Annotated in this window: 18 protein-coding genes; all 18 read left to right on the forward strand. The window is 37.5% G+C overall.

What is annotated here, in order from left to right; translation table 11 throughout:
- The 18 genes from LWE_RS03410 to LWE_RS03495 all read left to right on the forward strand — a co-directional run bounded on the left by LWE_RS03410 (position 1) and on the right by LWE_RS03495 (position 16,196).
- Positions 1–1,539, forward strand: a complete 1,539-nt coding sequence (locus LWE_RS03410; RefSeq protein WP_011701506.1) for a flagellar motor switch protein — start codon at positions 1–3, stop codon at positions 1,537–1,539.
- Between the two features lie 23 nt (positions 1,540–1,562).
- Complete coding sequence (locus LWE_RS03415) at positions 1,563–2,948, forward strand: hypothetical protein (protein WP_041176418.1); 1,386 nt, start codon at positions 1,563–1,565, stop codon at positions 2,946–2,948.
- 22 nt (positions 2,949–2,970) lie between these two features.
- A complete protein-coding gene (locus LWE_RS03420; RefSeq protein ID WP_011701508.1) occupies positions 2,971–4,137 on the forward strand; it encodes a hypothetical protein in 1,167 nt (388 codons plus the stop codon).
- A gap of 106 nt (positions 4,138–4,243) precedes the next feature.
- Entirely contained in the window at positions 4,244–4,708 is a 465-nt protein-coding gene (locus LWE_RS03425) for a YaaR family protein (RefSeq protein WP_011701509.1), read from the forward strand.
- A gap of 9 nt (positions 4,709–4,717) precedes the next feature.
- Entirely contained in the window at positions 4,718–5,146 is a 429-nt protein-coding gene (locus tag LWE_RS03430) for a hypothetical protein (protein ID WP_011701510.1), read from the forward strand.
- Positions 5,147–5,165: 19 nt separating this feature from the next.
- A complete protein-coding gene (flgK, locus tag LWE_RS03435) occupies positions 5,166–6,686 on the forward strand; it encodes a flagellar hook-associated protein FlgK (RefSeq protein ID WP_011701511.1) in 1,521 nt (506 codons plus the stop codon).
- Between the two features lie 11 nt (positions 6,687–6,697).
- The gene (locus tag LWE_RS03440) at positions 6,698–7,573 is read left to right on the forward strand and encodes a flagellar hook-associated protein 3 (protein WP_011701512.1); all 876 of its coding nucleotides are present in this window, start codon (positions 6,698–6,700) and stop codon (positions 7,571–7,573) included.
- An 11-nt stretch (positions 7,574–7,584) separates the two neighbouring features.
- Positions 7,585–8,874: a flagellar hook-associated protein 2 gene (locus LWE_RS03445; protein ID WP_011701513.1), complete on the forward strand. Its 1,290-nt coding sequence runs from the start codon at positions 7,585–7,587 to the stop codon at positions 8,872–8,874.
- An 18-nt stretch (positions 8,875–8,892) separates the two neighbouring features.
- The gene (locus LWE_RS03450) at positions 8,893–9,279 is read left to right on the forward strand and encodes a flagellar export chaperone FliS (protein ID WP_011701514.1); all 387 of its coding nucleotides are present in this window, start codon (positions 8,893–8,895) and stop codon (positions 9,277–9,279) included.
- The gene (locus tag LWE_RS03455; RefSeq protein ID WP_011701515.1) at positions 9,251–9,532 is read left to right on the forward strand and encodes a hypothetical protein; all 282 of its coding nucleotides are present in this window, start codon (positions 9,251–9,253) and stop codon (positions 9,530–9,532) included. Before LWE_RS03450 ends, LWE_RS03455 begins: the two co-directional genes overlap by 29 nt.
- Positions 9,533–9,552: 20 nt before the next feature.
- Positions 9,553–9,954, forward strand: a complete 402-nt coding sequence (flgB, locus tag LWE_RS03460) for a flagellar basal body rod protein FlgB (protein ID WP_011701516.1) — start codon at positions 9,553–9,555, stop codon at positions 9,952–9,954.
- Positions 9,955–9,965: 11 nt separating this feature from the next.
- Positions 9,966–10,376 (forward strand): flagellar basal body rod protein FlgC, encoded by a 411-nt coding sequence (gene flgC / locus LWE_RS03465; protein ID WP_011701517.1) that lies wholly within the window; start codon positions 9,966–9,968, stop codon positions 10,374–10,376.
- A 16-nt stretch (positions 10,377–10,392) separates the two neighbouring features.
- Positions 10,393–10,689, forward strand: coding sequence for a flagellar hook-basal body complex protein FliE (gene fliE, locus LWE_RS03470; RefSeq protein WP_011701518.1), 297 nt, complete (start codon positions 10,393–10,395; stop codon positions 10,687–10,689).
- A gap of 68 nt (positions 10,690–10,757) precedes the next feature.
- A complete protein-coding gene (fliF, locus tag LWE_RS03475; RefSeq protein ID WP_011701519.1) occupies positions 10,758–12,410 on the forward strand; it encodes a flagellar basal-body MS-ring/collar protein FliF in 1,653 nt (550 codons plus the stop codon).
- A 2-nt stretch (positions 12,411–12,412) separates the two neighbouring features.
- A complete protein-coding gene (locus LWE_RS03480; protein WP_011701520.1) occupies positions 12,413–13,519 on the forward strand; it encodes a flagellar motor switch protein FliG in 1,107 nt (368 codons plus the stop codon).
- Entirely contained in the window at positions 13,506–14,198 is a 693-nt protein-coding gene (locus LWE_RS03485; protein ID WP_011701521.1) for a FliH/SctL family protein, read from the forward strand. The genes LWE_RS03480 and LWE_RS03485 overlap by 14 nt, the downstream gene beginning before the upstream one ends.
- Positions 14,195–15,496, forward strand: coding sequence for a flagellar protein export ATPase FliI (fliI, locus tag LWE_RS03490; protein ID WP_011701522.1), 1,302 nt, complete (start codon positions 14,195–14,197; stop codon positions 15,494–15,496). Before LWE_RS03485 ends, fliI begins: the two co-directional genes overlap by 4 nt.
- A gap of 16 nt (positions 15,497–15,512) precedes the next feature.
- A complete protein-coding gene (locus tag LWE_RS03495) occupies positions 15,513–16,196 on the forward strand; it encodes a lytic transglycosylase domain-containing protein (protein ID WP_011701523.1) in 684 nt (227 codons plus the stop codon).
- Positions 16,197–16,198 lie beyond the last annotated feature (2 nt).

Consider the following 16,198-nt stretch of genomic DNA (forward strand, 5'->3'; position numbering starts at 1 on the left):
GTGGAGCAATTACTAAAGGAAAATATCACGCAAATGGAGCTAGATGTGATAGGAGAAATCGCCAATATTTCGTTTGGCTCAGCTTCTACGGTCTTATCTGATTTACTACACCAACAAGTCACTATTTCTACACCAAAAGTAGAGATTGTTGATTTATATAATACGAAAGATATTGATATTCCACATGTCGTGCTAGAAGTGAATTTTCATAAAGGGATCGAAATGCGGAATTTATTTGTTCTGCAATCAGAAGTGGCTGCAGCTATTGCGGATTTAATGATGATGGGTGATGGGAACATTGATCCAAACGAAGAACTTTCGGAACTTCATCTCAGCGCCGTGCAAGAAGCCATGAATCAAATGATGGGGCATTCCGCAACAGCGATGAGCGATATGTTTGGCGAAATGATTGATATTACTACCCCAGACATTCAAGTGATCGCGTTAAAAGAACAATTAGAAGACACAGATGATCAAACCATGATAAAAGTTGGCTTTGATTTAATTATCGGTGACTTAATCACATCAAGTTTAATGCAACTTATTCCCGTCGACAAAGGTCGCGAACTTGCAAAAAGGTTACTTGGCGATGAAGTCATAGACCCAGAACCTGTCAAAGAAGAAATTAGCTTAACTGCCGAAGAATTAGATGTTTTTTTAGAAGTATGTAATATCGGTATTGGCTCAGCTTCTACAGTTTTATCTAAACTACTTAATCGTAAAGTTTCCTTACAAATTCCAACTGCGCGTGTGATTGATAGTAAAGAATTCGAATTTAATGAACGCCCTTGTTTAGTAACAAGTGTGGAATTTGTCGAAGGACTTCGCTCAAGCAATACATTTATCATTAGCAAAAATGCCGCTTTAATTATGGCGGATTTAATGATGATGGGAGACGGAATCGTTCAAGAAGATGCGGAATTGACAGAGCTTGAAGTTAGTGCAGTGCAAGAATTGATGAACCAGATGATGGGCTTCTCGGCGACAGCAATGTCAGAAATGCTCGGAACAAAAATAGATATTAGCCCACCGACAATGGAATTCTGCAATTTTGGCGATACAATGATTCAAAAAAATATCGAAGAAGGCAAAACGGTGGAAGTCATCTTCCCGCTTGAAGTAGAAGGGTTACTAAAAACACCAATGTACCAAATTTTTAACCCGGCTGCCGCTAAAGAAATGGCGCAATTAATGCTCGCAATTCAGGCAAAAGAAGTTGCAGAGAAAGAAGAAGCAACAACATTAACAGCTGCTGTCGAGCCAGAAAAACCAGTGGAACCAGTCGTCGAAGAAAAAGAAACACTATCCGAAATGGAACAAATTTTGGAAGATATTCCGGTAACACTTGAGGTTGTATTCGGTACAGCCAAAGTAAAACTCGAAAAATTTATTTCTTGGTGTGAAAAAGATGTGGTAATTCTGAAAGAAAGCATGAATGAGCCGCTTGTCTTAGCGCTAAATGGTGTGACAATTGGTAAAGGAATTTTAGTTCGCGTGGATGATCATTTTGGCATACAAATGACGGAGTTAGTAAGGTGAAAAATGTGTGGAAACTTGGACTGATGACAATTTTATTTTGGCTGTTTTTTTCGGTTCAAGTATTTGCGACAGAACCAGAGCCTAGTACGATTGCACTTGAGCACGAACAGCAAATTTTTACGTCTGGAGAAGAAATTACTTTTCATATCGAAAACACGGCAAAATTAAAAATTGTCTTAGTAAATGAACAAGGGCAGAAACGCATGCTAGATGGCGAAACTTACAAGGTAACGGATTGGGATTTAGATGGGAGCTACCGTGCTGAATTTTATCAAGCGGATATTCTTGAACCTGTTGTGACTGTGGATAATTTATTCCAAGTAAAACAACTTACAGAAGTTACAAAAGATGAACAGCCGCCAAGTTTAAATGGAATAGAAATCACGCATGATGAAGCTGTTTTACCTACAAGTATTCTTCGGGTTTCCGCGGATTTAGTCGATACGGAATCAGGTGTGAAAAAAGCCGTTTTACTTATGAATAGCGGTTTAAACCATACAGAAATAGAACTTACACAAAATAATTGGACTGGGAAATTTGAAAGTGAGATACCTTTAGAAAAATATCAACCCGGTGAAAAACTTACTTTTCAATTGAAGCTAGTGGATTTTGCAGAAAATGAAATCACGCTAGACTTAGAAAATACAATACAGATGTATCAACCAAAAGAGCCGAGTTTCAGTTATGAAGGTACGGACATCACAAATGATACCAAAAAAATAGTTCAAGTTGGTAACCAAATCGAACTGATTCTCGACAAATATACAACGGATTTTCCAGAAATAATAACTCCAAACGGCAAGACATTTTCCTTTAAATGGAAAAAAACAGCCACTGAATGGAAAGGGAGTTTCGTCTTAACAAAAGAATTATCCGGCGAAATTATTCAAGTTAATGGAATGAATCCGCTTCTGCTTGTTCGCTCCACTAATGAACCATTTGATGAAGTTCATTTAGTAAACAATAGCATTTTAACAGGAGTAGTTCAGCCGGATTTTTCATTGATTTCTGCGCTGTCTGTCGAAGTAAATGACCAAAAATTTCCCATTAAACGTGAGGGAAATAGCTTCACAAGTGCTGAGATTACAACAACTGGAAAAATCATACTTCACTGGACAGACTGGGATGGTCAGACTTATTCCAAACAAATGAATCAAGAAATTAAGCCGGTGATTCCTAAAGTAGATAAAGAAATCATCGCACCACCACTAGTAGTACCAGATGAAAAGGAGCCAATACTTACAACGAAAGCCTCTAAAACATCTGTTGAGCCACAAGAAAATCCTCCAAAAAAGCAGGCCAAGAAGGAAACCAAAACAAAAAACAAAGCAAGTAGCATTCCGTTTTGGATTCCGGCGCTCATGATTATTGGCGTTATTATTTTTTCAGGTAATAGAGCAATGAAATAAAAGCAGAAGTGAGGTGGACGGAATGAAAATAGATGGCATTCAAGAATCCGCAGAAAATCGCAATCAATTAGAACGGGAACTAATTAAACAAAATCCATTATTAAAAGAAGGTGGAGCAAAAGCGCAAATGAATACAGAAGTTGCGGTACCAAAAACACCACCAGTATCCTTTTCATTTAAAGAATTAAGTAGCTTGCAACTAAATGGGACTTCAGCCGCGAGCTTAGAACTATATATGAAATTAATGATGAACAATGCAAAAAAAGCGAATGACTTAATTTTTTATGTGATGCGGGCGGGTATAAAAAATCCAACTGATTCGACAAAATGGCAAACGGTTAGAAGCGAAATTAGCAGCCAATTAAGTACTATTTTAATGAAACAACATAATTTTGAAGCATACTTTTCCGAAAATCCAGCGAATCAAAAATTGTTTTTAGCAAATCAAAAAATTATGAACGAAATTTCCTTTTTGCTTAAAATGTTACCCACTTTGACCTTTGAAACAACTGGAAAATATGATTTCTTGCGGATGATGCAAATTGCTTCTGGCAACATGGAAACGGGTATTCAAATGATGCGTGAATTCCAAGGCCATATCGAACATGCAACTAGACTAGACTCAATTGTTGATGCGAAACAGGAAACAAATTGGATGATTAAAGTATTACGGGAGTTTGGTAATATGTTTCATTCGCGCCACTTATTGCCGTATGAATTACAAGCAGAAAATATTAACATTTGGAAATTAGGTAGTGAATATTTAAAACTAATGAATCAACTTTTACCACAAATTGGGGCCTTCCCGAATGGCAATATCAAAATTTTTCATCAACAAGCGACCAAGCCATTAACAGAACTGTTTCAAGAACTACAAAGATTAGCTGATGGACAAATGACGCAAGGTGGAATTGCCGTTATTTTAGACCGTATGCAAGGCCAACTTACACGACTCGCACAACTTTTTCAAAAAATGGAAATCGAGGCGGGTTTTACAGATACTGAACGAATCTTAGGAAGTGTTGATGCAGAATTTGCAAGCGATATGACAAAAATGATGTTACTCGCACAACAAGAAATGTCATTTTTAGATTTATTAGTTAAAGATTTCCGCAGTGTCTCTAAACAACCAATATTTTTTATGATAGTTGCCATATTTATTATTTTATTATTAATTATTTTATTTTAAAAAAGATATTTTTTGAAAAAATATATACTTTTTCAGGTTGTTTCAGTATAATTAAATAGAAAAATAAGGTTTAGAAAGCGAAAATGAGTTTTTCGGGGGAAAAAGGATGAATAATGTTTCAATGAGCCAAATTTCGCAGTCCAAACAGACGAACTTAGTTAGGGGAATGCAAGAAATAAATCAAACACAACAGCTTTATTTTGAACAAATGAAGGCGAATGGCAAGAAACTAACTCCTTCCCTGACTGAAATTAACGAACTCATAACGAACGTAACAGATAAAAAAACACTTGTTGAAATGGATATGACTGTCGATAATGTCTTGAGTTACAAAAAAGCAGTCCAAACATTTTTGAATTTTTATGTAAATAATGTGATGGATTATGACAATATCGAAAGCAGACATCCAAAATACGGTTTTTCGCAAAAAATGACTATTTTAAAACAAGTAGAACAACAAACCAACGAACTAGATGATGTAATGAATTTAATTGATACAAAAACTGGACATTTAGACATGTTGAATCGTATAGGTGAGATTACGGGCATGATTCTGGATGTCGTATTGTAGGTGATGGGAATGCAAAACGAATTAATCAATCAATTAGAAATTTTAATCGAAAAAAATGTAAAAGCGACAGATGAATCGAAAATTTTAGGCAAACTATTACAAGAAGAAAACTGGATAGAAGCAGAAGAGCGTCAATTAAGATTACAGCACGAACTAACTGCTTTACAAAATGAATATCAAGCTTTAAAAACAATTATTGGCGAAGAGCACACACTTAGAAATTTACAAAAAAGGTGCACACCTGCTGAGAATACTCTCATTAATGAACGAAAAAACATGCTTCTCGAAAAAGAAAGCCTTTTACGCGTAAGTGTTTCTGAAAATCAAATTAGGACAGAAATGCAATTAGCTTTTTCCGAACACATGGTGGATGTTATTACGGGGCATCATGCAGAAACACAAGCAGAAAATAATATGATGATAAACGAGACTTTTTAAGTAAACGGAGGGATTTTTTGTGCGTTTAAGTGATTTTAATACGTCATTATCGGGCATGTCAGCGGCGCAAATCGCTAATATGGTCGCTCAGCAAAATATTAGTAATATGAATACGCCAGGATACATAAGACAAGCGGTAGATCAGACAGCAGTATACGGTGATGGTGGTCTGCTTGGTGGGAAACAAACAGGCTACGGAGTTAAAGTAACAGATATTAAGCGTCTGACAAATACGGCTCTAACGACACAATACAATAATCAAATCGCCAAACAATCTGCTTCGTTATATCAAAGTGGAGCGCTTAATCAAGCACTCAATTTATTTGGTACTCCCGGTAAAAATACACCTAGTGATAATTTGGATAATTTTTTTACTGCTTGGGCTGCTTTAGCGAAAAATCCTGACCAAGCCACAAATACAACAGCACTTTTATCTAGTATGACGATTTTTACTGATCAATTAAATCAACTTCACTCTGGCTTAAAAGAACTAGAAACAACGATTGCAGCAGATACTGATGCAGCGATACAAGATTTAAATACATTAATTAAAAAACTAGGTAGTATTAATAAAGCAATCGGAAATGCAGGTTCTAATCCTCCGAATGATTTACTAAACCAGCGCGACCAACTACTTGGGACGATGGCGGGCTATGCTGGAATCTCGATTAGCGCACACCCGAATAACCCCGATGTTTACGATGTGACAATCGGCGGACGCCTGGTTGTTCAAGGTGATGAAACAACCGAAATCATGTCAACGAGAACTGCGACAGGTTTCGAATTCTCTGTTGATGGCCAAAAACTTAACATGCCAGAAGGATCGATTATCGCTTCTGTCCGTGTAAACCAAAATGAAATTAAATCGTACCAAGAAAAAATCGAAACTTTTTCAAATGGCTTAGCAAAAGCCTTAGATGATATTCAAGTCAAAAACGTCAATAAAACAATGGATGACTTACAAAAAATTAATGATGCCCTTCAAGCTAATCCTACTGACGAAAAATTACTGAGCAATCGCGAAGAACTTTTACGACAACTAGAAAAATTCCCTGGTGTGACTCGTTCGGGAGATACGCTAACTATTGGTGGCGTGGATCACGCAATTGAATCCCTTGGTACGAGTACATATGTAAACGATGTGAGCGATTTTTCCATTCCAATCTTTACGCAAAGCGCTGGTAAATGGATTTTAAATCCAGCAATCACAAACAATGCTGAAAATAAACCATTTCTAGGTGTTATTGCGCCAGATATTGCTTCATTAAAAACTGATAAAAACATTCAAGGAACCACTTTCCCCAATTTTATGGATGGAATTATTACGGAAGTTGCCACAGACGCTAGTAAAAGTAGTGCTACTTTAGCGGCGGATACTCAAGCTTTAAATTCCCTTTCTGAATCAAAATCATCATTAGAAGGTGTCAATATTGATGAAGAAATGACGAATATTATGCAATATCAAAGTTATTACGTAGCTAATACAAAAGCAATGAATACAGTGAACGATATGATGAAAGCACTCTTAGCAATGTTATAAGGAGGAAAATAATGCGAATTTCAACCAATCAACAAGCAAATTCAATCATTAATCAGTTGAACAATGTCTCAGGGAATCTTGCAAAATACCAATTACAAGTATCTTCTGGGAAAAAGTATGAGTCCATGAGTGAGAATCCTGGTGCTACAGCGCAAATTTTATCCTATAATCATGTGCTTAGTCAGCTAAATCGAGAAAAAACAGACGTAACCGAAGCAAAATCACTCTTAAATACAGCTGAAACATCTCTATCATCTATGTCTACGTCAATGAACCGAGTGAATGCCTTGGTGCTTCAAGCAATCAACGGTACGAGCGACAAAAACAATATGTCACAATCGGCAGAAGAAATTAAAGGATTACTTGATGTTCTTGTTTCTGTTGCCAATGCAGAAGATGATGGCAGATACGTTTTTAGTGGTTCTAGCACGAGTGTGAAGCCATTTACAACTGATAAAACGACCGGTGAAATCATTTATAACGGGACGACAGAAAATAAAAAATTCCGTGTAACTGATACGTTAGAAGTGGAAGTTTTCCATGATGGAAGCGCCATGACAGACGTTTTTAATAACATTCAAAAAATTGTCGATGCAATGAAAAGTGGCGATAAAGATGCTTTATCTGCTTTACAAGAAACCAACAGTCAAAATATCGAAATCATCACAAATTCCATGACAAATATTGGTGGACAAAAAAACGGTGTATCTGCATACGATAATGTGCTTTCTAGCAAAATAACTGATTTTACAGAACGAAAATCCAATGTCGAAGAAGTAAATATGCCAGAAGCAGTGAGCAATTTAAATAAAACATCTATTGCATACCAAGCGGCTCTTCAATCGAGTGTGATGGTACAAAAATTAAGCATTCTAAATTATATGTGAGGTGAAACCAAGTGGGAAGTTCGATTGCAAGCAGCTTAATGGATCCAACGCAATATTATTCGCAGTTTATTAGTCTTCAAAAAGCCAGTTTAGAAAAAGCAAAAACACCTTATCAAAACCAGATTTCTAGCTATCAATCACGAATTGACCTTTACGCCAGCTTGAAAAACGCTTTATCTGAGTCGATGAAAACGATGAGTTCTTTCACGACGTACGAGAGTAAAACAAAGCTCGCGACCTCTTCGAATGAAACTAGCTTCACTGTTTCTTCAACTAGTAGTTCCGTCAATGGCAGTTATTCCATTGAAGTTCAAAACCTTGCAACTGCAGATACGTATAATAAATCTGTGCCCGATATTGAAGCGAAAATTGGTGTCAGTGGAACCATCAAAATTAATGGTAAAGAAATCAAAGTTGATGCTGATAACTCAATGAAAAATGTGATGAACACAATCAATGGTGCAGGTGCGAAGGTAAATATTTATACGCTAGGTGAAAATATGGTCGTAACTGCTGCAACGACTGGTGTTGAAAATAGTATTAAATTTGAAGGTGATTCGGCTGTTTTAGAGGCACTTGGCTTAGTACAAAATTCTCCAGATCATTTAGCGGCAGAAGATGCAAAACTGCGAATTAACGGTGCAACAGTAACAAGCGCGACAAATAAAGTAACCAACTACATCCCCGGCGTGACCATTAACCTAAAAAAAGAAACAACTGGTGCTGAAAAATTAACCATTCAAGATCAAAGTGATGAAAAAGCAGCCAGCATGATTACAAGTTTTGTAAATACATACAATGCACTAACAAGCACAATGAAAACGTACACGGGAAAAGGAACCATTTTACAAGCATCTGCAGCAGACCTTGAAGCTAATCGCGCGCTAAACAACGTATTTCAACATAAAAAAGACGGAAATACATTATTTGATTTTGGTATAAGCGTGGATAAAGAAGGCGTGTTAAAAGTAGATGAAACCGCAATGAAAAAAATGGTAGCTGAAGATCCAACAGCCGTAGAAAGATTTTTCTTTGGTATTGGCGGAGTTGGCGATGAACTTTATCAATCATTGAATAAAACATTTGGTTCGACTGGATTCATCAGTGATGAAACGACCTCGATGACGAATGAAATCAATAAATTAAACCTTAAGCTAACAGATATTACGAGCCGAAATGACACGTTACTAACGAACATAACGGATCAGTACAACAAATGGCTAGAAATGATGCAAGCCATGCAAAGCGACGCAATGACATTGGATGCACTTATTGACGGTATGAACAGTTCTAATAAATAAAAATGGTAGGTGAAATAAATGCAAGCTTGGAAACGATATACGCAAAACGAATTAAATACGAGCAACCCCATTAAAAACACCATTTATATATACGAACGTTGTATTATTGAATTTAAAAAATTAGACAAAGCACTTGCGAAATTACATTTTTCAGAAGCAGATCTTATTCTCGATAAAATGGAAAAAATCTTTGAAGAATTAAAATTACAACTAAATCCAGAAGCTGGACAAGAATTATACGATAATATTTTCGGTTTATATGAATGGATTTCTGAACAAATTCGACAAATGCAATTACTAAAACAACCAGTTAATATTGATACAATCATTCACGTTATCACGCAGCTAAAAGAAGGCTACGAGGGAGTGATGAAACATGAATCAAACAAAGACACTTTTGGCTGAGCTAAAAACCATGTTTCATTCGACGGGGCAATTAAACGTTTCTCTCGAAGCATATCAAGCGAAACTAAATGAACTACTAAAAAGTACCGAACATTTACCAAAAGAGACTAAAGAACCCATTTTAAAAGAAACAAGAGAAATGATTAATAAAGGTATTCTTTTCACCCAAAAGCAATTAGAATCCACTGAAAATGCCTTTTCTGAAAATAAAAGTCGCAATGCTGCCAACTTGAATTATGCGAAATTTTTTTAAAAGAAAGAAGGAAATGACAAGTGGAAAATTATACGACGCATATTGGCAACTACTTGAATTATCTTCAAACAGCAAACCAAGTAGTTTCAAATAATATTGCTAATGCCAATACGCCGAATTTTAAAGCAAGTGAAGCGAGTTTTGAAGAATCGTTCGGCTCGAGCTTACGAGCATCTGGCGGAAATAGTATCGAGTCAACAGGCAATCTAACGAAAACAAACGCAAAACATTTAGCTGGAACTGATTTGGATGAAACAAATGCAAAACTCACAACCAAGAGCGGTTCCATCAATGAAGACGGCAACAATGTCAACGTCAGTTCGGAAATGATTAGCCTAACCAAAAATAATCAAATGTACGCGCTCGCTATCAGTGCACTCAACTATAATTCATCTATCAACACAGCAGCTCGTGGAAAGTAAGGTGAAAAATTATGTTTGAAGGAATTAACACAAGTGGCTCTGCGTTAAACGCTGCGAAACAGTGGATGGAAGTGAGCTCTAATAATATTGCTAATGCAGACTCAAGCGCCGCACCTGGAGAAACTCCTTTCCTTAGAAAACGCGTCGTATTATCTGAAATTACACCCTTTGAAACAGCATTAACTGGAACAAAAGGCGTTAAAGTAAGTGAAATATCAGCTGATACAGGAAGCGTCAAACGTGTATATGATCCAACCCATCCAAATGCAAATGAAGCAGGTTACGTCAACTATGCAAATGTGGACATGACAGCCGAAATGACCAATTTGATGGTTGGACAAAAAATGTACGCTGCCAATACTTCGGCCTTACAAGCAAATGAAAAAATGATGGAAAAAGATTTAGAGATAGGCAAAGTATAAAGGAGTGTTTTAAAGAATGGCAATTGAAAGTATTAGTACTGCAAACGTGTTGCCCAAAATTACGCTTGGTGAAACCGCGAAACCAGAAAGTGCGACAGGTGCCGGAAATACCTTCACGCAAATGCTGGATAGTATGAGTGATACACAATCAAACGCGCAAACGTCCGTATCGAATCTTTTAACAACGGGAGAAGGAAATGCAAGTGATGTTCTCATTCAAATGAAAAAAGCAGAATCAGAAATGAAAACTGCTGCGGTCATTCGTGATAATGTAATCGAAAGCTACAAACAGCTTTTAAATATGCAAGTGTAACGATTTAGACTAGTCGGGGGAGTTTTAGTCAATCGTCCACACGAGAAAAATGGAGCGAAGTTTTTAAGATGGCAAAAATAAAAACAATGTATTCGAAATTGAAGAATTGGCACAAAGGCGCGATTTTTGTCGGCCTTTTTGTCGTAGTCACGGTGTTATTACTCTACATGAACACGCCCAAAACAGAAGTTACGCTTTATAAAAACTTATCCGAAACAAGCCAACAACAAGTCACTGATCAATTAGCTAAAATGGGCGTTGATTATACAGTTGATAAAAGCGGAAATATTTTAGTAGACGAAAAAGTGGAGACGCTTGTTCGTGATAAGTTCGCTGATTTAGGAATCCCGTACACTGGTCAAGATGGGAATGATATTTTATTAAATAGCTCGCTAGGAGCAAGTGAAGAAGACAAAAAAATGCAAGAAAAAGTCGGAACAAAAGTCAATTTAGAAAAAGAAATCGTTCAAAGCTATGGCATAACCGTTGACAGCGCATCCGTTCAGCTAACTTTACCAGAATCAAGTTCGATTTTTGAAGAAGCAAGTCAAAAAGGAACGGCCGCTGTGACGCTAAAAACTAAAAATAACCAAACATTAACCAAAGAGCAAGTACTTGGTATTCAACGAACTGTCAGCGCAGCCGTACCAAATGTTGCTAGTGAAGATGTAGCGATTATTGATACGAAAAATGGCGTTATTTCCGAAGCGGATACCGCAAATGAAGAAGGCAGTTCCGCATATAAAAATGAAGTTGATATTCAAAATGCCATTGGAAAAAATGTGAAAACCGATATTGAAGGTACACTTTCAAGCATTTTTGCCTTAGATAACTTCCGAGTAAACACAAATGTTGCCGTTAACTTTGATGAAATAAAACAAAATACGGAACGTTACCCAAATGATGGAAAAGTCCGTAGCAACCAAAAAGATACTTCCACAGACACATCGAAAGGATCTACCAACACAACAGAATCTGGAACTGCGTCGAACGCTGACGTACCAAACTATACAGAAGAAAATGGTGGAGATCAAAATACCTATACAAGTGAAAAATCTAGTGAAACAACTAATTATGAATTAGACTCCACTATCCAAGAAATCGAAAAACACCCATCCCTCGCAAAAACAAATGTCGTTGTATGGGTTGATCAGCAAACACTAAATAAAAATGGTGTAGACATGGCCGAATTTACAAAAGCAATTGGTGTTTCGGCAGGACTAACACCTAATATGACAACGGAAGAAGCTGGTGCTGGCGGAGAAGCGACTGCTACACCAACTTTTGAAGGGACGTTCCAAAATGGTGATGTTACAATTATGCCAATTCAATTCTTAGATAACCAAACACCTGTAGAAAAAGATCCAGCTAAAACAACTGAACCAGCAAGCAAAGCATGGATTTGGTGGCTAGTAGGCAGTCTACTATTTGCAATTATTGCAGCGGGAATTATCGCTTATATTATTTTCCTTAAGCGAAAAGAACAATTAGAAGAAGCTTTAGAAGCAGAAGAAAAAGATTTTATTCCAGCTGAAGAGGCAATAATTGACCCAGAAGAACACCCAGATTTCCATTTCCAAACAAATGCATTTGATTTATCAGAACCAGAATTAAAAGCTCGCAAAGAAAGTTTGAAAAATAAACTCGGTGAAATGGCCAAAGAAGACCCAGGTCGCGCCGCAGCAGTCATCCAAAAATGGCTCAATGAAAGGCAGGAATAAACATGGCAGAAACACTCAAAGAAACCTTAGAAGAAACAAATGCTGAATTAGAAACAGTCGAAGTAGAAGCGACAGAAGAAAAAGCAACTACTTCAGCAGAAACAGGTATTTCAAGACGTGAAAAAGCCGCTCTTATTATTTGGAGTCTAGATGAACAAATCGCGACCGAAGTGGTTGATTTGCTACCCGATGCCTCTAAACAACGCCTTGCCCGGGAAATGGCCAAAATGAAAGAGATGGACGGCGGTGCAGTAGAAGAAGCAACGAAAGAATTTTTAGACGAATTAGAGCTTCTGTCTGGCGGAATTGCCAAACTTGACCGTGAGCACCTACAACGCTTATTCCCGGATATGACAACCGAAGAATTAAACCAACTAATTTACGGAGTAGAAGCAGAATCGCGGATTGGTGAAACTGCACTGGATATTTTACGTGAAATTGATGATGTTGACTCTTTATTTACGATTATTAGTGACGAATCACCTCAAACGATTGCAATGATTGCCTCGTATATGAAACCTGAAGAAGCATCCAAACTTCTAGCCCTTTTACCTGAAGAAAAAATGATTAATACAGTTATCGGTATTGCAAGTCTAGAGCAATTTGATAGCGAAGTCATGCAAAATGTATCTAATCTATTAAGAATTAAACTAGATACAATGTCGAATAGTTCACTCAACAAAACTGACGGCATTAAAAATGTTGCTAATATCTTAAACAATGTTACACGTGGCTTGGAACGTACAATTTTCGAGCATTTGGATGCAGAACAAGCGGAACTTTCCGAACGAATCAAAGAGAAAATGTTTATGTTTGAAGATATTATTCTGCTTGATAACATGACCTTACAACAAGTACTAGCCGAAATTCAAGACAACAATAAAGTCGCTCGAGCACTCAAAAACGAAAAAGAAGAACTCAAAGAAAAAATCCTTTCTTGTGTATCGAAAAACCGTCGCGATATGATTACCGAAGAACTAGAAGTCCTAGGCCCAATCAGACTTTCTGACGTCGAACAAGCCCAACAAGATATTGCCAATGTCGTTAAAAATCTAGAAAAAGACGGCAAAATAGTTATCCAACGGGGGGAACAGGATGTCCTTATCTAATCCGCGAATCCCAAAAGGTAAAGTCACTTTATCCGATGTGAAAATGGAACTATTTTATTTAGATGACATAGAAGAAGCGGCAGAAGAGGGTTCACCTTATTCCAAAGAACTTGAACAACTCGAAAGCCATCAAAAAGAACTTGAAAAACACATGACCGAAATCGAAAAAGAACAGCAAAAGTTAGCTAATGAAAAAGCGGCCCTTCAAGCTGAACGTCAGGCCATTGAAGACTTAAAACGCGACGCAGAAGCAGAAATCGAAGCGAATAAACGAGCTTTTGAGCAAGAAAAAATGGAAATCTATCTAACAATTACCGACTTTCTTTGGGACGAAAGCATTGATCTTGCTGAAAGAATCGTCCATCAAACAATCGACACACGTCAAATCGAAGTCTTACCAATGTTAACGGAAGTCATTCAAAAACTTCCTGTTGCTTTCGACAAACTAAATGTCACCACTCATCCGGAAACGTTAAAAGCCCTAAAAGAAGAAAATACCGGCACAAAATATGACTGGCTTTTAGAAAACATTCATTGGAATTTTGATATGCGACTTGATTACGGCGAATTTACCGTTGAAGAAGAAAAAGAGTACTTTGATTACCGTATCACAGAAATTTTCCAAACATTGCACAAACAAAATACCGAACGAAAAATCTTAGGAGGCGATAAACCGTGAGTTGGTCGCCGAAAACTGAAGCCTGGCAAGAACTAAAAAACACTGTCCCATACATCCAAAAAGGAAAAATACACACCGTCCAAGAGCAAGTATATATTTCCAAAGGCCCTCAAGTAAAAATTGGCGACACGGTCATGGTTGGTGAAAATAAAGTCCTATGCGAAGTCATTTCTATTGAAAAAGAAAACAATATGCTGCTCCCCTTTAATCAAAGCGATAAAGTGGCATATGGCGACTGGGTATACGTGACTGACACGAAAATAACCATTCCAGCCGACGAATTCCTCCTTGGAAAAGTGCTCAACGCATCCGGTGACATTTTAAATGAAGAAGCTGGGATTGCTCCATATAAGCAAAAAATGCCACTTGAAGCGCCGCCAATCCATGCTTTTAGTCGAGCAGAAATAACCGAAACGCTCGAAACTGGAATCAAAGCAATCGATGGTATGTTAACCATTGGCATCGGTCAAAAAATTGGTATTTTTGCAGGGTCAGGTGTTGGGAAGTCTACTTTACTTGGAATGATTGCTCGTAACGCCAAAGCAGATATCAATATTATCGGTTTAGTTGGCGAACGTGGTCGTGAAGTAAAAGATTTCTTGCGTAAAGATCTTGGAGAAGAAGGCCTTCAAAAAAGTGTTATCGTTGCAGCTACATCGGATGAAAGCCATCTCATGCAACTTCGCGCGGCCAAATTAGCTACCTCTATTGCAGAACATTTCCGCGATCAAGGGAAAACCGTTCTTTTAATGATGGATTCTGTCACTCGTTTTGCAGATGCAAGAAGAAGTGTCGATATTGCTGTCAAAGACTTACCAATTGGTGGAAAAACGTTATTAATGGAATCCTATATGAAAAAACTGCTAGAACGTTCTGGTAAAACGCAAAATGGCTCGATTACCGGTATTTATACAGTGCTTGTAGATGGGGATGATATGAATGGTCCGGTACCCGATTTAGCGCGAGGAATTTTAGACGGGCATATCGTTTTAACTCGAGAACTGGCAACGAAAAATCATTATCCAGCCATTGATGTCCTTGGCTCCGTTAGCCGGGTAATGGAAGAAATCGTTCCAGAAAGTCAATGGAAAACCGCTTCAAAAATTCGTGAATGGATGAGTATTTATCAAGAAAATGAACTGTATTTTAAGTTAGGAACAATTGAGCAAACAAGTGATAATGCGGCCATTTTTACGAGTAAAGAAAAATCTTATTTTATCCATCAATTTTTAAAGCAGTTGCGGGATGAAAGTGTAACGTTAGAGGAAACTAATAAAATGATGGAAACTTTAGTATAACAAAGGAGCGCCGTGGATGAATCCAGTAGAACAGGTAATAAGTGCTAGACAAGCCGAGTTTCAAAGCGCGTTTCAAGCAGCGAAACAATCGGCAACCACTTTTGAAACAAAATTAAATGAGCGATTAAACACTCCTACTACACAAACAAAAGCTACTAACATACAAACAGTCACTGATGCAGAATTAGCTCGTGCTCGCGAGGCTTATGAAGCTCTAATCAATAAATCCGAAACCGCCGAGTCCACATCAACAACTACCTCTAGTTCAAGCGCAAAAACCGAAGCTAGTACGAAAGCAACAACGGAATCAACTGTTTGGAACAACTATCCAATTAAACCAATTAGCGCTGAAAATGAAGGAAAGTATAGTGAGCTAATAAAAGCTGCTGCAGCCAAGTACGATGTTCCTGAAGCACTTATCAAACGCGTCATTCAAGTAGAATCCAATTTCAATCCGAATGTTACTTCAAGTGCTGGTGCAACTGGCTTAATGCAACTAATGTATGGGTCCAACCGAACCGACCCAGCCACCAATATTGATTCTGGAACAAAACAGCTAGCCAGTTACATCAAAAAATATGATGGTGATTTAAAACTAGCGTTAGCAGCGTATAATGCCGGACCAGGAAACGTACACAAATACGGAGGCGTCCCACCATTTAAAGAAACACAAAATTATTTAACAAAAATTATCGGGTAAGG

Origin of the sequence: Listeria welshimeri serovar 6b str. SLCC5334, assembly GCF_000060285.1 — a bacterium.
Classification (GTDB): Bacteria; Bacillota; Bacilli; order Lactobacillales; family Listeriaceae; genus Listeria; species Listeria welshimeri.

Excerpts from the sequence above, each read along its gene's own strand:
- LWE_RS03415 (WP_041176418.1), top strand. The coding sequence starts at position 1,563 with ATGACAATTTTATTTTGGCTGTTTTTTTCGGTTCAAGTATTTGCGACA.
- LWE_RS03420 (WP_011701508.1), top strand. The coding sequence starts at position 2,971 with ATGAAAATAGATGGCATTCAAGAATCCGCAGAAAATCGCAATCAATTA.
- LWE_RS03425 (WP_011701509.1), top strand. The coding sequence starts at position 4,244 with ATGAATAATGTTTCAATGAGCCAAATTTCGCAGTCCAAACAGACGAAC.
- LWE_RS03430 (WP_011701510.1), top strand. The coding sequence starts at position 4,718 with ATGCAAAACGAATTAATCAATCAATTAGAAATTTTAATCGAAAAAAAT.
- LWE_RS03440 (WP_011701512.1), top strand. The coding sequence starts at position 6,698 with ATGCGAATTTCAACCAATCAACAAGCAAATTCAATCATTAATCAGTTG.
- LWE_RS03450 (WP_011701514.1), top strand. The coding sequence starts at position 8,893 with ATGCAAGCTTGGAAACGATATACGCAAAACGAATTAAATACGAGCAAC.
- LWE_RS03455 (WP_011701515.1), top strand. The coding sequence starts at position 9,251 with ATGAATCAAACAAAGACACTTTTGGCTGAGCTAAAAACCATGTTTCAT.
- flgC (WP_011701517.1), top strand. The coding sequence starts at position 9,966 with ATGTTTGAAGGAATTAACACAAGTGGCTCTGCGTTAAACGCTGCGAAA.
- fliE (WP_011701518.1), top strand. The coding sequence starts at position 10,393 with ATGGCAATTGAAAGTATTAGTACTGCAAACGTGTTGCCCAAAATTACG.
- fliF (WP_011701519.1), top strand. The coding sequence starts at position 10,758 with ATGGCAAAAATAAAAACAATGTATTCGAAATTGAAGAATTGGCACAAA.
- LWE_RS03480 (WP_011701520.1), top strand. The coding sequence starts at position 12,413 with ATGGCAGAAACACTCAAAGAAACCTTAGAAGAAACAAATGCTGAATTA.
- LWE_RS03485 (WP_011701521.1), top strand. The coding sequence starts at position 13,506 with ATGTCCTTATCTAATCCGCGAATCCCAAAAGGTAAAGTCACTTTATCC.
- LWE_RS03495 (WP_011701523.1), top strand. The coding sequence starts at position 15,513 with ATGAATCCAGTAGAACAGGTAATAAGTGCTAGACAAGCCGAGTTTCAA.